The following is a 16,950-nucleotide window of genomic DNA, read 5'->3' as shown; positions in this document are numbered from 1 at the left end:
TACTGCGAGCGGTTGGCCCCCGAGAAACGCAGGCCGTGCTGAGGGCGAATCTCCCGCAGCCCGATCGAGGGGAGCCGAGATGAAGCTCATCGTGGCGGTCGTCCAGGACGAAGACGCCGACAACCTCGTCGACGAACTGGTGGCGTCCCAGTACCGCGTGACTCGCATCAGCAGCACCGGCAGCCTGTTGCGCACTGGAAACACGAGCCTGCTGATCGGCGTTGAGGACTCCGAGGTGCCGCGGGTGCTGGGGATTATCAGCCAGGTCTGCCGCCGCCGCACGCAGGTCGCTGTGCCGTACACCCCTGCGCTAGAACCCGGCCTCCTCTTCCTCAGCGACAGCTTCGAGGTGGAGGTCGGCGGCGCAGTCGTTTTCGTCTTGGATGTGGAGCGGTTCGAGCGACTCTGACCCTGTACGGCCGTTGACGCGGGTCCCTTCGGTTTCGTATGATTAGGGCCGGAATAGAACATTTTTTCTAGGCTGGCGAGCACGCAACCCGACGCGGAAGAGAGGCAGCGGCGAATGTCCGAACGAGACCGAGCGATCGAACTCGCCATGGCGCAGATCGAGCGCCAGTTCGGCAAGGGGTCGATCATGCGCATGGGCGAGGCAGAATCGCGTCTCCAGATTGAGGCGATCCCGACCGGTTCGATCGCCCTCGACCTCGCGCTGGGGGTCGGCGGCATCCCGCGCGGCCGGATCACGGAAATCTACGGCCCGGAGTCGAGCGGTAAGACGACGCTGGCCCAGCACATCATCGCCGAAGCGCAGAAGCTGGGGGGTGTCGCCGCGTACATCGACGCCGAGCACGCCTTCGACCCGGTCTATGCCGAACGCTGCGGCATCAAGCTCGACGACCTCCTGATTTCCCAACCCGACACCGGCGAGCAGGCGCTGGAGATTTGCGAAACGCTAGTGCGCAGCGGCGCCCTCGACGTGATCGTCATCGACTCGGTCGCGGCCCTGGTCCCGCGGGCGGAGATTGACGGCGACATGGGTGACGCCCACGTCGGCCTACAGGCGCGGCTCATGAGCCAGGCACTCCGCAAGCTCACCGGCGCCATCAGCCGGTCGCGCACCGCGGTCATCTTCATCAACCAGCTCCGGATGAAGATCGGCGTGATGTTCGGCAACCCGGAGACGACGACCGGCGGTAACGCGCTGAAGTTCTATTCGTCGGTCCGGCTCGACATCCGCCGGATCGAGACGATCAAGCAGGGCCAGGAGAGCATCGGCATCCGGGCGCGGGTCCGCGTCGTCAAGAACAAGGTGGCGCCCCCGTTCCGCCAGGCCGAGTTCGACATCATGTACAACGAGGGCATCTCGGCCATCGGCAGCATCATCGACGTCGGGACCGACCTCGGTATCATCCGGAAGTCGGGCGCCTGGTTCTACCTGGGCGAGGAGCGGCTCGGCCAGGGCCGGGAGAACGTCAAGGAATTCCTCAAGGCGAATCCGGACATCCTGCGGGATATCGAGCAGCAGATCCGGGCTGCCTCGCCCGAACTGCGCTCGCGCATTAACTACGACGGCACGTCCGCCGAGGCCGAGGAGCTGGCCGAGGACGAAGTTCTCTCCTAGCCTGCGCCGGGCACGTCCAACGCCCTCGAGCGTTTAAGCGGCCGCCTAAGCGCCCGCCCGGGTAGCCATGAAGGCGAGCGGCACCCGCGAAGCCGTGGTGAGCCTGGGCGGGCGTTGTAGTGCCTGCCTCCGGAGCATCCTCGACAGGCGGCCAGGCAACGTACCCATCAGGCGGGACGATCACGTCCCGACCCAAGAATCCGTCCGCCGATCGCTGAAAGGCCATGCCGGGGGAAACAACGCACCCACGCCAACCACGACGTCAGAACCGTGTCATTCCAACTGCACCCGTACCCACCATCCGATGTCATCCTGAGCGAAGCCGGCCGCAGCGGCGCGACGGGCGGCAGAGTCGAAGGATCTGGCTTCAGAGCCACCGTGCAGCGGCGCGAAGGATGACACCCGCGAAACGGGGTTCCTGGACCCGTGAGTCCGGTAGCGCCCAGGCGACGAGTCCCCCATTTCCCTCACAAACACGAACGGACCCGCCTCTCGGGGCGGGTCCGTCACAATGCCCGTTGGGATAGTCGCTCAGGCTAGCCGATGCGGCGTGCCGTGTAGTAGCGGGAGCCCCAGTAGGAGTCCCACAGATTGCTGATGATCACGCCGGTGCTGGCATCGGCCGCGTGGATGAACTTCCCATCGCCGATGTAGATCCCGGTGTGCGACAGCCCCCACTGGTAGGTGTTCTGCTGGAAGACGATGTCTCCCGGTCGCAGATCGTTCGGGTCCACGTAGGTGCCCGAGACCACCTGGCTCTCCATGGCCCGCGGGAAACCGCCTCCCAGAACCTTATTGACGACGTAGTAGGTGAATCCGGAGCAGTCGAAGCCAGCCGGCGTCGTCCCGCCCCAGACGTAGGGGTAGCCCAGGTACTTCATCGCCTCGGCAACGATGGCCGCGCCGATGTCGCTGGCCGGTGCCGATGCCGCCGGCTGCTCATTGCTGCCAGCCAACGCGGGAGCTGGAGCCAGGGTCGGCTCCCGGTCGGTCGGCGCGAGGTACGCGCCCATCATCCAGCCGCGAATGCCCTTATAGTCGACGCCCCACCAGGGGTCACCCGCGGCGTCGTAGCGCGGTCCGTCGATGACGTGGACCACCTCACCCTCGGCGGCCACCGTCGCGATGCCCGCACCGTAGCCCACGTCGTGCCGCAGGTTCAGGCCGGCACCACCGGTGTTCACGACTTCGGCGTTCCCACCGACCACGATCCCCGACGGGGCAGCCTCGGGAGCCGGGTTCGACACCGGCACCGCCTGGACGGCACCGCCAGTGCCGCCCACCGACAGGTAACTCCGGGCAGCGTACCCCGTGAGGCCGCCGTAGCTCACGTGGGCCCAGGTCATGCCCTGATCGTCGGTCTGTTCTGGACCCGCCACACTCACCTCAGCACCTTCGGGCATCACGGTGAGCGTGGCCGCGCTCAGGCTCGGGGCCTCGCGCAGCCGGAGCCCGTGTCCGTCAGTCCCGGACACGATGGCAACCTGCCCGGCCGCAAGCGGCGGCAGCGTCAGGTAATCGCTGACAATCCAGCCCAGGGTGCCGTTGACCTCCACGTTGTACCAGACGGAACCATCCGGCGCGGTGTTCGGCCCCCCGATAACATTGATTGTCGTTGCTTCGGAGACAGTGAACAGGATTGGGGCATCGTACCCGACGGCGCCTCGCAGGTTGACGCCGACACCCTCTGTATTCGCTACGATTGCCTGTCCACCGATTACGAGGTTGGTATCCGCGGCGACTGGCGAAACCCCCGTCACAGCCACCGCCGCAGCGAGAGCGACACCACCGAGCAGGTGGCGTCTCTTTCGAACGCCCAATCGTCCTTCCCTCCTGGAGTCCGTGTGGCCGGCAATACCAGTTGTCCCACTGGAGGTGGGAAACCAGTGCCTGAACCCTCCTCCAATCTCGCGGTGCGCCGCGGGTGGTTGTGCATCGAGATCCCCTCTCGATGCGCCCGCTGCGCCCGGACCGGTGCGCCGCCACAGGCCTCACACACCACATCCCGCCGCGCCCGCTGGCTGCGGGCTTGCGCTCCCGGATCCCCGGGCCGGATGATCGCTTCAGACAGGATGTCGTGCGTCGGCGCCGGCAGCCACTCCGCTGGCTGCGCTCCCCCGAGTGCGGCCAGCCGGACTGCCGTATAGGTCGCAGGCTAGCACATGCGCTTGTTCCTGTCAATCATGTGACAGCGCGTCAGCACGGAGATCGCAACGAATGGGGCGAACGTACGCACCGAGTGAGGTCACTGCCCTTGCCGCACCGGCACGCCACGGGCAGCCAAATAGGCTTTCGCCTCTGCGATTGTGTACGTTCCGTAATGAAAGATCGACGCGGCCAGGACTGCCTGCGCCTTCCCCTCGGTCAATGCCTGATAGAGGTGTTCGAGGGTACCGGCACCCCCCGAGGCAATCACCGGCACGCCGGTCGCTTCGGCCACCGCGCGGGTCAACTCCAGGTCATACCCGTCCTGGGTGCCGTCTGCATCCATGCTGGTCAGCAGGATCTCCCCTGCTCCCAGTTCCACGCCGCGGCGCGCCCACTCCACGGCGTCGAGGCCGGTTGGCACCTGACCACCTCGGGTGTAGACCTCCCAGCCACCTTCCGGCCGCCGCCGGGCATCGATGGCCAGCACGACGCACTGGCAGCCGAAGCGCCGGGCGCACGTCGCGATCAACTCGGGGTTCGCCACAGCCGCGCTGTTCACGCTGACCTTGTCGGCGCCCGCCCGCAGCAGCCGCTGCATGTCGTCCGCGCTGCGCACCCCCCCCCCGACGGTGAGCGGGATGAAGACCTGGCGCGCCGTCTCCCGCACCACGTCCACGATGGTGTCGCGGTCCTCGCTACTGGCCGTTATGTCGAGGAAGACCAGTTCGTCCGCACCGGCCTCGTCGTAGCGCCGTGCCAGCTCGACCGGGTCGCCCGCGTCGCGCAACCCCTGGAACTGGACGCCCTTGACCACCCGCCCCGCCTTCACATCGAGGCAGGGAATAATGCGCCGCGTGAGCATCTGAATCTACTCCCCGGTCCGGTCCTGCGGCCGGCCACCGGCGTCTTCTCGCTCGATGTCGCGCCGGGCCTCCACCACTGCTTCCAGTTCCTGCTGTGCCTGCTCGAACCGCAGCCGCGCCCGCTGCTCGTGGAGGTACCACAATTCCCGCCGCAGCCGACGGTCTACTTGATGCAGCTCTTCCAGCCGGATCTCAATCATCTGCATCCGGTAGGCCAGGTCGCGGTCGACCTCCTCCATCTGGTCGGCACGCTGGACGGCACGCTCGAAGCGCATGTCGTGCCGTTCCTGGATATCGCGGAGCTGCGCGTCGAACTGCTGGCGCAGTTCCTCGATCCGCTCCGCCATGAGCTCGTCGCGCTCCACGGCCTGGGTATGGAACCGATCGATCTCGCTCTCCAGGCGCTCCAGAATGTTCCCGATTGCTTCGAACTGCGGGTCGATCTCCTTCATCGCCTCGCGCAGCTCCTGGAGCTGCGCCTGCACCGCGGCGACCCCGGCCGCCTCCTCGGCGATCCGCGCTTCCAGGTTGGAAACCTCCTGGACAATCTCCGCCACCCGACGCCGCAACTCTTGCTCAACGATCCGAACCGCGTCGTCCGTGCGCATCAGATCCCGCTGGAGGCGCTCAACCTCGGTGCGCAGCGCGTCCACCGAGTCGCGCAAGCCCTGGGAGACAGCCACCTGCCGCTCCCCGTGGGCGCTGAGGTGATCGATCAGGGCGCGGAGCTCGTCGAAGCGCTTGGTGTCGTGACCCACATCCTCCCGCTGGCGGCGCACCGTCTCCAGCAACTCGCTCACGTGGGCCTGCAAGGAGCGGATCGGACGCGCAACGTCGTCGATGCGCTGGTTGAGGTCAGTCAGTTGCTGCCGGAAACGTGCCTCCTCGACCTGGCGCGCCTGGGCCGCCTGGGCGACCTCATGGCGGTGCTGCTCGAGGGCGAGACGATGCTGCGCCAGAGCCGTCTCGGTGGCCTTGATCTGCTCTTCCTCGCGGAGCTGGCGGCTCAGCAACTCGCGGGTGATCTGCCGCAACTCGTCGATCTGTGCCTGCAGCCCCTGGATCTTGGCCTCTTCGCGCTTCCGCCGATCGTCCTCGCGGACACTGTCGGCCAGATCAGTGCGCGCGCTCATGGTCCTCCCCCATACCCGGCAACGACGTGGCAGGCTCCACCCACCAGTCTTCGGCACTTCCGATCGTCAACGCCCCGGTGTACAGTGCCTGCCCGACGATAGCGGCCTCCACCCCCGCGATGGCGGCCAGACGCTCCAGATGGTCTCGGCGGGCCACCCCGCCCGAGGCGATGACCGGCAGACCGACACGCGCGATCGCGGCGATCGCCGCGAAGTTTGGCGCGGTCAGCGTGCCGTCTCGCTCGATGTCCGTGTAGATCACCCGCGGGACCCCCGCATCCCGTGCCTGGGCGATCACATCCTCGGCAGCCAGATCGGACGTCTCCGCCCACCCGCGCACCGCGACCCGGCCACCACGCGCGTCCACCCCGAGCACCACGCGCTCCGGCCCGAACTGCGCGACCGCTTCTCCCATCAGCGAGGGGCGTTCGACCGCAGCAGTACCCAGCACCGCGCGGCTGACTCCGGCAGTGAACGCCGCATCCAGGTCGGCCAGACTGCGCAGCCCGCCGCCCAGCTCGACCGGTACCCCGACCTCCGCGATCGCACGCACCAGATCGAGCTGCATCGGCTTGCCGGCGCGCGCGCCGTCGAGGTCCACCACATGGATCCAGCGCGCACCCAGGTCCGCCCATCGCCGCGCCACCCGCACCGGGTCGTCGTCGTACGCGGTCTCGCGAGCGAAGTCCCCCTGCACTAAGCGTACGCATCGCCCGCCGCGCAGGTCGATCGCGGGAATAATCAGCATTTCGGGCCACCGTTCATCGACCGGCGCCGGCCATCCGCGTGAAGTTCTGGAGCAGTTTCAGCCCCCACCGGCCGCTCTTCTCGGGATGGAACTGAGTCCCCATCACGTTATCGCGCGCGATCGCGCTGGTGAAGCGCAAGCCGTAGTCCGTTGTCGCCGCTGTCCAGCCCTCCACCGCCGGGTCGACGTAGTAGGAGTGGACGAAGTAGAAGTCGGCGCCGTCCGGGATACCGTGGAAGAGCGGGCTCGATCCGACTTGGCACACCTGGTTCCAGCCCACGTGTGGGAGCGGTTGACCACCGGGAAGGCGTCGCACCGCGCCCGGGATCACGCCCAGGCATGGATGCTCCCCGTCCTCATAGCTCACGCTGAAGAGCACCTGCATCCCCATGCAGATGCCGAGGTACGGGGTGCCCGCCGCGATTGTCTCCCGTAGCACGTCGACCAGCCCGTGGCCGGTCAGGTGGGACATCACGTCCGCGGCAGCGCCCACGCCGGGTACGATGACCCCCGCGGCGGTCCTGATAACGTCCGGGTCGCGCGTGACGCATGCATCCGCGCCGACCCGGCTCAGTGCGTTGATGACGCTGGCGACATTGCCAGCGCCGTAGTCGACGACCGCGATCATTCTGCACACTCTTCCGGCGCCGGGAGCGCGTCCAGCGCCCGGATCGTCGCTTCCACGCTCCGGACCAGCGCGCGTTGATTGTAACCGCCCTCAAGCAGCAGGACCAAACGCCCCTCGCTCAGTTGGTCCGCCCACTCGCGTACCCGGCGCGCAATCCCGTAGAAGCCACGCTCAGTCACCTCCATGAGGGCAAGCGGGTCGTCCCGGTGCGCGTCAAACCCTGCCGAGACCAGGATCAGGTCGGGTGCGTACTCGATAAGGCGCGGTCCGATAACGTCGTCGAAGACGCGAGCGTAGTCGGCATCGTCCGAGCCGGGAGGCAGAGGGAGGTTGACGGTGTAGCTCTGGCCGTACGCGACTCCCTCCTCGTCCCGATGCCCGGTGCCCGGAAAGAGGGGCCACTGGTGCACCGAGAAGAAGAGGACCTCGTCGGTGTCGTAGAAGGCCTCCTGCGTTCCGTTCCCGTGGTGGACGTCCCAGTCGATGATCGCCACCCGGCGGAGACCACGGCGCTCGAGCGCATGGCGCGCCGCAACCGCGATGTTGTTGAAGATGCAGAAGCCCATGCCCTGCCGGCGCAAGGCGTGGTGCCCGGGCGGCCGGGGAAAGACGAATACCCGCGGAGCCGCACCGTCGAGGACATAGTCCACAGCCTGGATCGCGGCGCCAGCCGCGAGCATCGCCGTCTCGTAGGTCAGCGGGGAGACATAGGTATCGCTGTCGAGGTAGGCTCCTCCAGCATGGGCGATGTGCTCGATGAACCGGATGTACTCCGGGTCATGCACCAGCGCAATGTCCTCGGGGGTAGCCGGCTCCGGATCGAGCACGGCCCGCTCGTTCATCAGCCCGCACTCGTGCAGGTGACGCTCAATCGCCACCAGGCGCTGGGCATTTTCCGGATGTGCCCCGGTGTCGTGGAGGCGAAATCGATCCGAAAGGATCAGCGCGGTCGGGATGTCCATGCGCCACAGTATATGCCGCCCGGCAATGCGACGGCAATGGCGCCCTGGCCTCCTAGCGGATAGCCATGAGCGTGACCGTGCTCATCACCCCATCGATCTTCTGGATCGGGCCCATGACAAGGCGTCCGATCTCCCGCGCGTCCGCCGCCTCCAGAACGGCGACCACATCGTAGGTTCCAGCCACGATGTTGACGGCGGATACTCCCTCGATGCGCGACAGGGCTTCATAGACGTCGTCGCCTTTGCCGATCTCGGTGGTGATGAGGACATACGCCTTGGTCACGACGCACCTCCGGCCACGCCCGGCATCGAACCAGCTCGATGCCACCGCACGAGCGGCGCCCGTCAATCCGGCAGCGCCGCCATACCCTGCGCCAACACCCGCAGCATCGCCGCGTGAATGACTCCGTTCGATGCAACGCAGTTGGGCCCGTCCAGACGGAACGGCTCCCCGTCGTAGCCCGTAACCGTGCCGCCCGCCTCAGTGACCATCAGCGAGCCGGCTGCCGAGTCCCAGGACGCCAGCCCCTCTTCCCAGTAGCCGTCCAGGCGCCCCGCCGCGACGTGGCATAGGTCGATCGCGGCGGAACCGCTGCGCCGCACCCCCTGCGTCGCGTGGATGAAGTTCTCCCAGTGCGGAAGATTCCGTCCGCGCGTATCCACATCATACAGGAATCCCGTGGCAAGGAGCGACGCGAGCAGGGTGTCCGTCCGGGAGACGCGCAGCGGCTGGCCGTTGAGCCAGGCGCCCCGCCCGCGCTCCGCGACATACAACTCGTCGAGCGTCGGGACGTAGACGACACCGAGGACCACTTCGGCCGCGACTTCGAAGGCAATCGACACGGCGTAGAGCGGGTACCCGTGCGCGTAATTCGTGGTGCCGTCGAGCGGGTCGATCAGCCAGCGGGGCGCGTCGTCGGCACCGCTGAGGGCACCGCTCTCCTCGGAAAGGATCGCGTGTTCGGGAAAGCGGGCGCGAATGGCCTCCAGAATCAGTCGCTCGCTCGCCCGATCGGCTTCCGTGACGAGATCGACCGGGCCCTTGTGCCGCACGTCGTTGACCTGCCCGGCCATCCGCCGTAGCAGCGCCCCGGCCTGGAGCGCCGCGTCGGTCGCTACCGCCCGGGCCGCCTCCAACGTCTCCGTTGTCACCGTGTGCTCCTCACTGCCCGCCTCGACGCACGGCGGGTCTGCGCTCAGTCATCCGGGAATGCGGTCGCCGTGACCAGCGGCAACTGCGGGTGGGCATCGAGGTCCAACCCTGCCTTCACCCCACGCCGCTGCACATAGTAGGCCGCGCCGGCGATCATCGCCGCGTTGTCGGTGCAGAGGATCGGAGGAGGATAGCGGACCGGAATGTCGAGCGCCCCGGTGAGCCGGCGCCGCAGCAGAGTGTTCGCCGCCACCCCGCCGGCGAGCAACACCGTCGCCGCACCCGTCTCGCGGGCGGCGCGGATTGTCTTTTCGGCCAGGACGTCAACGATCGCGTCCTGATAGTCGGCAGCCAGGTCGTTGACCGGCATGTTCGGCGCATACTCCGGCGGCTCGTGGGTGAGGAACGGCTGGTCCCCCTTCTGCCGGCGCTTCCGCGGGCCGGGTCGCCGGTACTTTTCCACCTCCCGCAGGAGCGCGGTCTTCAGGCCGCTGAAACTAAAGTCGTAACTGTCGCCGAGCCATGCCCGCGGGAAGGTGAAGCGCCCGAGCCGCCCTTTCTCAGCCGCCCGCTGGATCGCCGGGCCACCCGGATAGCCCAATCCCAGAATACGCGCACCCTTGTCGAATGCCTCCCCGGCCGCGTCGTCGATCGTACGACCCAGCAACTCGTACTCGCCATGCCCACGCATGAAGACGAGCTCCGTGTGCCCTCCGGAGACGACCAGGCACACGAGCGGAAATTCAGGCGGTGGCACCGGCTCCTCGCCCGGCAGCGACAGCCAGTTAGCGTAGATGTGACCCTCCAGGTGGTTGACCGGCACCAGCGGCAGGCCCCACGTCAGCGCCAGCGTCTTCGCCACGTTGACCCCAACCAGGAGCGACCCCGCCAGACCCGGCCCTTCGGTCACCGCGATGGCGTCGATGTCGTCCCGCGTCACCCCCGCCTGCTCCAGCGCCAGGTCGATGGCTGGGATGATAGTCGTGATGTGACGGCGTGATGCCAACTCCGGCACGACCCCGCCGTAGCGCTGGTGCAGGTCGATCTGCGAGTGGATGACATTGGAGAGGACCTCTCGCCCGTCACGGACGACGGCGGCGGATGTCTCGTCGCAGGACGTCTCAATGCCCAGAATGATTCTGCCCGTGCTCGTCGCCATGCTGACCCGTCACGATCCCTTCTGCCGCGAGGCGCGCGAACAACCGCTCGCGGAGTTCGTCGTAGCGCTGCCGGGACGCCTTGTCGCGCAGCGACGGCGACCACATGATGTAGGCGTCCTCGCCGTTGTCGCTGTAGTAGCGTCGCCGCAGCCCCTGGCGCGTGAACCCGTACTTCTCATACAGCGCCTGCGCCGTCTGGTTCGATACCCGCACCTCAAGCGTCACCCACTCGGCACTCCGCCGGATCGCCTCGTCGAACAGGCTGACAAGCAACAACTCACCGAGCCCACGACCCCGATGGTCGGGATCCACCCCGATCGTCGTGATGTGTGCCTCATCGTAGAGCACCCACATCCCGGCGAATCCGACGATTGGGTCGGTCACCTGCGGCTCCGACCGCTGGATCAGCGGCAGCAGTGCCAGGCGGCCCCGCGGCTCGGGCGCTCCGGCCCCTTCGACGCGCTCACCGCGGTGCCAGCGCAGGACGATGTAGTGGTTGTTGGCAGGGTTGCGAAGCTCGCGCCGGTAAGCCGATTCCGGCCACGGGTTGGTGAAGCAGCGCCGCTCAACGCGGGACACCTCGGGCACGTCTTCGACGCGCATCGGCTGCACGTAGTACCGGCGAGGCCCTGCGGTCGTCTCGTTGTTCACGATGCCTGTCTCTCTCCACCGGTGCCCGCGACACCGTCTCCAGCCTGTAGCGCTGCGTCACCCTGTGGACGCGCGCGGCTCGGGCGCCGCAGCCGTGCTCGCGCTGCCGTGCACATAGACCGGCTCAAGCGTCTCCAATGGGTCGGTATCCCCCTCCAGCCAGCGCCGGTGCGCAACCTCCGCCAGGTACGCCGGTCGCCGCACCCGCAGCGCGGGAGGCGGCACGATGACGAGCGGAGATTCCTCCAGTTTGGCCGCCAGGTCCGCCGGCAACTCTCCAGCAATGATAGTCTTCTCGACCAGCTCGTCCGCCAACTGGTCCATCCGCTCGTTGCGAAGGTCGCTCAGCCGCACCCACCGCCCATTCCGGTACCGGTAGTCAGCATAGACCACCCGGCCCCGCCCGGCCGGGACGACCGCGCGGATCGGGTGGCGCGACCGCACGTGCGGGTAGGCGATCGTATCCAGCGTGCCGATCCCGATGAGCGGCAACCCGAGGCCGTAGCACAGCCCCTTGGCCACGCTCATCCCCACGCGCAGGCCGTTGAACGTGCCCGGCCCGATCGCCACGGCGACGGCGCCGACCTCCGTCAGGTCACGCCCGTTAATGTCGAGCAGGTGCCGGATCTGGGTGAGGAGGGACGCGGTTTGGTTCCGCCCGGCATACCAGGTCAGCTCGCTGACCGTCGCGCCGTCGTAGAGCGCCAGCCCCGCGACCTCGGTCGACGTGTCAATAGCCAGAAGCAGCCGGTCCTCGGCGGGCACCAAACACCTCCACGCGAAAGGCCTCCACCAGCGCCTCGTAGCGCTCGCCCCGTGGGTAAAGGGCGAGCCGGCGCTTCGCATCGGCAATGTATTCGAGGTTAACGAGCAGGTACTCCTCGGGCAGCTCGGCGCTGAGCCGCTCCGGCCACTCAACCACCGTAATCCCCGCCGGGTCGGCAAAGTAGTCCTCGTAGCCGAACGTGACCAGCTCCTCGTTACCCTCCAGGCGGTAGAGGTCGAGGTGGTAGAGCGTCACCGGCCGCCCGTCGGCAGTCCGCCCGGGATGCTCGTGGACCAGGGTGAAGGTCGGGCTCTGCACGTAGCCGGTCACGCCCAATCCCCGCGCAATACCCTGCACCAGCGTCGTCTTGCCCGAACCGATGATGCCGGTGAGCAGGATCACGTCCCCTGGCCGGACGAGCCGGCCGAGCCGAGAGCCGAGCCACCGCGTCTGATCCGGGCTGTGGCTGATCACGTCGAGCGCCGGGCGCTGGGTCACCATCGGGGCAGTGTCCTCCGTCGTGTTGCGCGCCGCAGCGTGCAGGCCTACGCCGGAGTCGCTGAGGCGTGACCCCATCATAGCCAGCACCCGACTGAACCGGCAAGCGCAAGCGTCAGCCGCGCCCCTTGGTCGCCACCGGCAACGTGAAGCGGAACACCGTCCCCTCGCCGGGGACGCTCTCCACGCAGATGGACCCGTCCTGCGCCTCAACCAGTTGCTTGACGATGGCGAGCCCCAGCCCACTCGATTCGCCGAAGCCGGCGCCGTCGCCCAGCCGGTAGTGGCGCTGGAACACGGCGTCCAACTCCTCCTCCGGGATGCCCCCACCGGTGTCGCGGACCGAGACCTCGACCACCCCGTCGCGTTGCTCGGCGCCGACGACGATCAGGCCGCCCTCCGGGGTGTGGCGCAGAGCGTTGTAGAGGAGGTTTCCGAAGATCTGCTGCAGGCGCGTGCGATCCGCCAGCACCGGCGGCAGGCCCGGCGGGAGCATCGCCTCGACCGCGACCTTCCGCTGATCCCACGCCATGGGGCGGACGCCTTCGACCGCGGCTCGCGCCACCTCGTCGATCGCCACCGGAGCCGGCTCGATGTGCAGCGTGGCCTCCTCAATCCGGGCCAGTGTGAAGAGGTCGTTGATAAGGCGCTCCAGGGTGAGCACCTCCTGGTGAACCACAGCGAGCGACCGCGTTTCTTCGTCGTCCAGCTCGCCCAGCGAACCGGAGATCGGGTCAGCGCCCCGGCTCGCCAGCAGCCGTTCAATGTGGCCCCGCACGATCGCGACCGGTGTCCGCAGGTCGTGCGACACGTTAGCCACGAACGCCTTGCGTGCGCGGTCGGTGCGGTCCACGCTGGCGATCATCTCGTTGAAGCGCTCGGCCAGCCGCGCGATCTCGTCTTCCCCCTTGACCGCGACACGGCGCCCGAGATCGCCCTGCGCCATGGCATCGGCCGCCTCGGCCAGGTGCGATACGCGCTTCGATACGCGCCGCGCTCGGAGGATCCCCACCGGCACCGCCACGATGAGCGCCGGGGCGATGAGGACCGCCAGCGTCATGACGATGATGTAGACCAGCCCTGCCGCGAGCGTCGGCGCCGGCAACGACGTCGGGCCCGGTGACGGGTCGAACCGCTCGAGCACGACCAGCCCCTGGAAAACGTCGCCGTCAGACAGGATGGGGTGGACTACGACCGTCTCATTCTCATCGCCGTCCGTGACCCAGAGGTTGCCGTGACCCGACGGCGCGCCGGCCAGTTCCAGACCACGCCGGGCGATACGCACCGTGAGCGGGTTCGGGATTACGTCGACGGTCTGACCAGGCGGCGCCCAGCCTGGGTCGGAAGTGGCCACGATCCGACCGTCGGCGTCCGTGATCGCAATCCGGCGATCACCTCGCCCAGGGTTCCCAACCTCGACTTGGCCTGCCACGAACGCGAGGCGCTGCTGGATGGAATCCAACCGTTCCATGTCCCCGAGCGCCTCCGCGGCGACCGCGTCGGGCCCCGTCGTCCGGGCCACCGTGGTCGCCGTGTTGATCGCAAACGCGTCGATGCCCGAACTCAGTGGAAGCAACCCGGCGTTATAGGCGCCGAGAAAGACCCCGGCCACGGCAAGCTCGATCACCAGGGCCGTCAGCAACACCACCAGGACGTGGGAGACGATGAGTTGGACGCTCAGCCGCTGGCGATAGGCCCGGAAGAACCACCGCACCGCTCGCCACGGCGCGGTGAACACCCGACGCATCACGCCCCTCCGTCACGCGGTCGTTCGTACTTGTAGCCGACGCCCCACAAGGTAACGATCCGCTCGGCCGGGCTACCCGGTCCGCCCAGCTTCTTGCGCAGCCGGAGGATATGCGTGTCCACCGTTCGATCGACGCCGACGTAGTCCTCACCCCAGACGCGATGCAGGAGGTAGTCGCGGCTGAAGACCCGCCCGGGGTTGGCCGCCAGGAGGTGCAAGAGGTCGAACTCTTTGGCCGTCAGGTGCACCGGTTGCCCGCGCGACGTCACTTCCCGCGAGAGGGGATCGATCGTCAGGTCGCCGTGATCGATCCGCGTCGTGCCGTCCTCGGTGCGCGAGAGCGCCCGCATCATCTCCACCCGGCGCAGGATCGCCGAGACGCGCGCCTGCAGCTCCCGCAGCGAGAAGGGCTTGGTCAGATAGTCATCCGCGCCGAGCTCCAGACCGAGCACACGGTCCAGCTCCGTCGACCGGGCCGTCAGCATCAGGATCGGCGTGATCTTCGACTGCCGCACACGGCGGCAGATCTCCAGCCCGTCAACGTTGGGGAGCATCAGATCGAGCACGATCAGGTCCGGCTCCGGCTGGCCAGGACCGGTCAGCCGCTCAAGCGCCGCAGCCCCATCGCGGATGACCTCGACCCGGTGCCCCTCCTCACGCAGCGCCCGCTCAACCAGGGTCGCCAACTCCCGCTCGTCCTCGACGACGACAATATCCGCCACGTCCCCTCAGAACCTCGCATCTAACAACCGTGCAACGCGCAAACAACGCATCCAAGTCAGTATACCAACGCACCGTCCCCGACCCGCGGCGACGGGACGGGCCGCCACTGGATGGTGTCGACCCGTCCGACCGAATCCGCGCGTCCCTAGTCACCGGAGGGGACATCACGCCGCCAGAACACGAGTGCCGCAACGCCGAGGATCAGCACGCTGTAGCCGACGAGCGTCGCGATCGCCCGCTCAGGGCTGAGCAAGCCTTCCGCCGGCGCGGGATCAAATCCGGCCCGCATCGCTAGCGCCTGGAAGCTCGTGTTCGGAAAGAAGTCGACCATCAGCTCGCCCAATCGGCCGAAGACCGCCGGAGCGATCACGGCAGCGATCTGCTGCGCGATCGGCAAGCCAATCCCGACCGCGATTCCGGCCGCCATCGAGCGTCCGAGCATAGCCACACCAAACGCCACGATGACGAGGAAGAAGAGCAGCCCGGTGGTCGTCGCGAAAAGTTGCACGGCATCCGCCACCCAGGCACCGTCGATGACGCTCAGGTCCTGCTCGTATCCGCCGAGCCACCCGCTGCATGCGGCCTCCACGCAGATGAGCACCGCCATCATCAGGACGAAGAGCAGGTCGACCACCAGGAGCGCCAGCAACTTCGCCGCGAACAGGGGGCCACGTCCCACGCCCGTCGCCAGGAGAAGGCGCATCGTGCCCCAGCCGTACTCGGACCCGGCAATGGCTGCACCGATCACCGGGAGGGTCATGTTCCCCATGAGCTGAATCAGTTGGAAGCTGTCCTCAACGATGTTGGGGAAGACGAACGCCTCACGCGAGCCGTCGGTCCCGGCGACGAGCACGAGCACCATAAAGCCCACCGCCGCCAGGATCCCGAGACCGAACGTCACCTTGGTCATGGGACGCTTCCGGAGCTTCCCTAGCTCCATCCGCGTCAGTGCGGCGACGCCCGGGCGGCCACGGATCGCGTCGCTTGCGCTCAGCGTCGCCGCGGTCAGGGTATTGGTTCCACTAGCCACGCCGCACCTCGCTCCCCAGTTCTCCTGTAATCTCGAGGAACGCTTCCTCGAGGGTATTTCCGACCGGCCGGACCTCCTCAACCGCGACACCGGCCTGCACCAACGCGGCCGTCAACGCGGCCCGCTCGCCATCCGTCGCTCGCACGATCAGCGCACCGTCCCGCTCCTCCACGTGCTGCACCACGGGGAGATTCCGCAGGATGTCCGTGGCCCGAAGAGGATCGTCCACCCGCACCAGCGTCTGCTGACCCCGTGCGGTCAACTCGGCCACCGACCCTTCCAGGACCACCTCGCCGCGGCGGAGGATCGCCACCCGGTCGCATACCTGCTCGACTTCGTTTAGCAAGTGGGACGAGAGAAAGATGGTCTTGCCCGCCTCGGACAGCCGGAGGATGAGGTGACGCACCTCCATCATCCCGGCCGGATCGAGACCGTTGGTCGGCTCGTCGAGGATGATCAACTCCGGATCGTGGATCAATGTCCAGGCGATCCCGAGCCGCTGCTTCATGCCGAGGGAGTACTTGCCGAACGGCTTCTTGCCCGCCTCGGAAAGGCCGACCAGTTCCAGCACCTCATGGATCCGCCGGGAAGGGATTCCGCCGCGCAGCGCCGCCAGCACCGACAGGTTGTCGAACCCGGACAGATACGGATAGAAGGTCGGCCGCTCGATGATCGCCCCGACGCGCGACAACGCCTCGCCCCGCCGCTCCGGCCCGAGCCCGAAGAGGTCGATCGTGCCCTCAGTCGGCTCGACCAGCCCCAGGATCATCGCGATGGTGGTCGACTTCCCCGAGCCGTTCGGTCCCAGGAAGCCGTAGACCTCTCCAGCATGAACCGTGAAGCTGACACCGCGCACTGCATCGTGGTTGCCGTAGCGCTTGCGGAGGCCGGTAGCGCGCAGCACCGGCGGGCGCTCGGCCACGGATGCCGAGCTTCGCGTGCGGTCCGGCGCAACTGCTTGCACCATAGATGAACCTCCCCGATACACCGTCGTGACGTGCGGGCCGGAGCGCCTATTGCTCCAGCCACCATCACGAGGGTACGGGGAGGCCGCTACGAAGCTTTGACGGGAATGTCACGGAATTGTGAACGACGAGCTCGGACGCAGCGAATCCGCCGGCACGGGTCATCCCTGCAACGGTCAGCATCCGCTCAGGT

The 16,950-nt window shown here is 67.5% G+C and carries 18 protein-coding genes; 2 read left to right on the top strand and 16 right to left on the bottom strand.

Translation table 11 applies throughout. The features are described from left to right. Positions 1–79 precede the first annotated feature (79 nt). A complete protein-coding gene (locus STHE_RS04645; protein ID WP_012871409.1) occupies positions 80–409 on the top strand; it encodes a cyclic-di-AMP receptor in 330 nt (109 codons plus the stop codon). A 114-nt stretch (positions 410–523) separates the two neighbouring features. Beyond that, the gene (gene recA, locus STHE_RS04640; RefSeq protein ID WP_012871408.1) at positions 524–1,582 is read left to right on the top strand and encodes a recombinase RecA; all 1,059 of its coding nucleotides are present in this window, start codon (positions 524–526) and stop codon (positions 1,580–1,582) included. A 536-nt stretch (positions 1,583–2,118) separates the two neighbouring features. On the opposite strand, the gene STHE_RS04630 is transcribed toward recA, so the two are convergent. From STHE_RS04630 to STHE_RS04555, 16 genes are all read right to left on the bottom strand, one after another. Continuing rightward, the gene (locus STHE_RS04630) at positions 2,119–3,402 is read right to left on the bottom strand and encodes a C40 family peptidase (RefSeq protein WP_012871407.1); all 1,284 of its coding nucleotides are present in this window, start codon (positions 3,400–3,402) and stop codon (positions 2,119–2,121) included. A 425-nt stretch (positions 3,403–3,827) separates the two neighbouring features. Further along, complete coding sequence (gene hisF, locus STHE_RS04625) at positions 3,828–4,592, bottom strand: imidazole glycerol phosphate synthase subunit HisF (protein WP_012871406.1); 765 nt, start codon at positions 4,590–4,592, stop codon at positions 3,828–3,830. A 6-nt stretch (positions 4,593–4,598) separates the two neighbouring features. Then, complete coding sequence (locus STHE_RS04620; RefSeq protein ID WP_012871405.1) at positions 4,599–5,726, bottom strand: coiled-coil domain-containing protein; 1,128 nt, start codon at positions 5,724–5,726, stop codon at positions 4,599–4,601. Next, on the bottom strand, positions 5,710–6,474 hold the full coding sequence (gene hisA, locus STHE_RS04615) for a 1-(5-phosphoribosyl)-5-[(5-phosphoribosylamino)methylideneamino]imidazole-4-carboxamide isomerase (protein ID WP_012871404.1): 765 nt from the start codon (positions 6,472–6,474) through the stop codon (positions 5,710–5,712). The genes STHE_RS04620 and hisA overlap by 17 nt, the downstream gene beginning before the upstream one ends. A gap of 13 nt (positions 6,475–6,487) precedes the next feature. Continuing rightward, the gene (gene hisH, locus STHE_RS04610; RefSeq protein WP_012871403.1) at positions 6,488–7,102 is read right to left on the bottom strand and encodes an imidazole glycerol phosphate synthase subunit HisH; all 615 of its coding nucleotides are present in this window, start codon (positions 7,100–7,102) and stop codon (positions 6,488–6,490) included. Next, complete coding sequence (locus STHE_RS04605) at positions 7,099–8,064, bottom strand: histone deacetylase family protein (RefSeq protein WP_012871402.1); 966 nt, start codon at positions 8,062–8,064, stop codon at positions 7,099–7,101. The genes hisH and STHE_RS04605 overlap by 4 nt, the downstream gene beginning before the upstream one ends. 52 nt (positions 8,065–8,116) lie before the next feature. Next, positions 8,117–8,347, bottom strand: coding sequence for an Lrp/AsnC ligand binding domain-containing protein (locus tag STHE_RS18970; RefSeq protein WP_012871401.1), 231 nt, complete (start codon positions 8,345–8,347; stop codon positions 8,117–8,119). Positions 8,348–8,409: 62 nt separating this feature from the next. Further along, the gene (locus STHE_RS04595) at positions 8,410–9,216 is read right to left on the bottom strand and encodes an inositol monophosphatase family protein (protein ID WP_012871400.1); all 807 of its coding nucleotides are present in this window, start codon (positions 9,214–9,216) and stop codon (positions 8,410–8,412) included. A gap of 44 nt (positions 9,217–9,260) precedes the next feature. Further along, on the bottom strand, positions 9,261–10,376 hold the full coding sequence (gene tsaD, locus STHE_RS04590) for a tRNA (adenosine(37)-N6)-threonylcarbamoyltransferase complex transferase subunit TsaD (RefSeq protein WP_012871399.1): 1,116 nt from the start codon (positions 10,374–10,376) through the stop codon (positions 9,261–9,263). Further along, on the bottom strand, positions 10,339–11,028 hold the full coding sequence (gene rimI, locus STHE_RS04585) for a ribosomal protein S18-alanine N-acetyltransferase (RefSeq protein WP_012871398.1): 690 nt from the start codon (positions 11,026–11,028) through the stop codon (positions 10,339–10,341). Before rimI ends, tsaD begins: the two co-directional genes overlap by 38 nt. 57 nt (positions 11,029–11,085) lie before the next feature. Then, a complete protein-coding gene (tsaB, locus tag STHE_RS04580) occupies positions 11,086–11,793 on the bottom strand; it encodes a tRNA (adenosine(37)-N6)-threonylcarbamoyltransferase complex dimerization subunit type 1 TsaB (protein ID WP_012871397.1) in 708 nt (235 codons plus the stop codon). Next, positions 11,759–12,295, bottom strand: coding sequence for a tRNA (adenosine(37)-N6)-threonylcarbamoyltransferase complex ATPase subunit type 1 TsaE (gene tsaE, locus STHE_RS04575; RefSeq protein ID WP_012871396.1), 537 nt, complete (start codon positions 12,293–12,295; stop codon positions 11,759–11,761). The genes tsaB and tsaE overlap by 35 nt, the downstream gene beginning before the upstream one ends. 112 nt (positions 12,296–12,407) lie before the next feature. Continuing rightward, on the bottom strand, positions 12,408–14,039 hold the full coding sequence (locus STHE_RS17810) for a sensor histidine kinase (RefSeq protein ID WP_012871395.1): 1,632 nt from the start codon (positions 14,037–14,039) through the stop codon (positions 12,408–12,410). Further along, complete coding sequence (locus STHE_RS04565; RefSeq protein WP_012871394.1) at positions 14,039–14,761, bottom strand: response regulator transcription factor; 723 nt, start codon at positions 14,759–14,761, stop codon at positions 14,039–14,041. The genes STHE_RS17810 and STHE_RS04565 overlap by 1 nt, the downstream gene beginning before the upstream one ends. A 146-nt stretch (positions 14,762–14,907) precedes the next feature. Then, the gene (locus STHE_RS04560; RefSeq protein ID WP_012871393.1) at positions 14,908–15,792 is read right to left on the bottom strand and encodes an ABC transporter permease; all 885 of its coding nucleotides are present in this window, start codon (positions 15,790–15,792) and stop codon (positions 14,908–14,910) included. After that, a complete protein-coding gene (locus tag STHE_RS04555) occupies positions 15,785–16,759 on the bottom strand; it encodes an ABC transporter ATP-binding protein (RefSeq protein WP_012871392.1) in 975 nt (324 codons plus the stop codon). The genes STHE_RS04560 and STHE_RS04555 overlap by 8 nt, the downstream gene beginning before the upstream one ends. Between the last annotated feature and the right edge of the window lie 191 nt (positions 16,760–16,950).

It is taken from the genome of Sphaerobacter thermophilus DSM 20745 (assembly GCF_000024985.1).
GTDB lineage: Bacteria > Chloroflexota > Chloroflexia > Thermomicrobiales > Thermomicrobiaceae > Sphaerobacter > Sphaerobacter thermophilus.
This window is presented reverse-complemented; position numbering and strand designations above follow the sequence as displayed.

Coding starts and splice junctions, on each gene's coding strand:
- STHE_RS04605 (WP_012871402.1), bottom strand. CDS start 8,064: ATGGACATCCCGACCGCGCTGATCCTTTCGGATCGATTTCGCCTCCAC.
- STHE_RS04555 (WP_012871392.1), bottom strand. CDS start 16,759: ATGGTGCAAGCAGTTGCGCCGGACCGCACGCGAAGCTCGGCATCCGTG.
- STHE_RS04645 (WP_012871409.1), top strand. CDS start 80: ATGAAGCTCATCGTGGCGGTCGTCCAGGACGAAGACGCCGACAACCTC.
- hisA (WP_012871404.1), bottom strand. CDS start 6,474: ATGCTGATTATTCCCGCGATCGACCTGCGCGGCGGGCGATGCGTACGC.
- hisF (WP_012871406.1), bottom strand. CDS start 4,592: ATGCTCACGCGGCGCATTATTCCCTGCCTCGATGTGAAGGCGGGGCGG.
- STHE_RS17810 (WP_012871395.1), bottom strand. CDS start 14,039: ATGCGTCGGGTGTTCACCGCGCCGTGGCGAGCGGTGCGGTGGTTCTTC.
- recA (WP_012871408.1), top strand. CDS start 524: ATGTCCGAACGAGACCGAGCGATCGAACTCGCCATGGCGCAGATCGAG.
- tsaD (WP_012871399.1), bottom strand. CDS start 10,376: ATGGCGACGAGCACGGGCAGAATCATTCTGGGCATTGAGACGTCCTGC.
- hisH (WP_012871403.1), bottom strand. CDS start 7,102: ATGATCGCGGTCGTCGACTACGGCGCTGGCAATGTCGCCAGCGTCATC.
- STHE_RS04620 (WP_012871405.1), bottom strand. CDS start 5,726: ATGAGCGCGCGCACTGATCTGGCCGACAGTGTCCGCGAGGACGATCGG.
- tsaE (WP_012871396.1), bottom strand. CDS start 12,295: ATGGTGACCCAGCGCCCGGCGCTCGACGTGATCAGCCACAGCCCGGAT.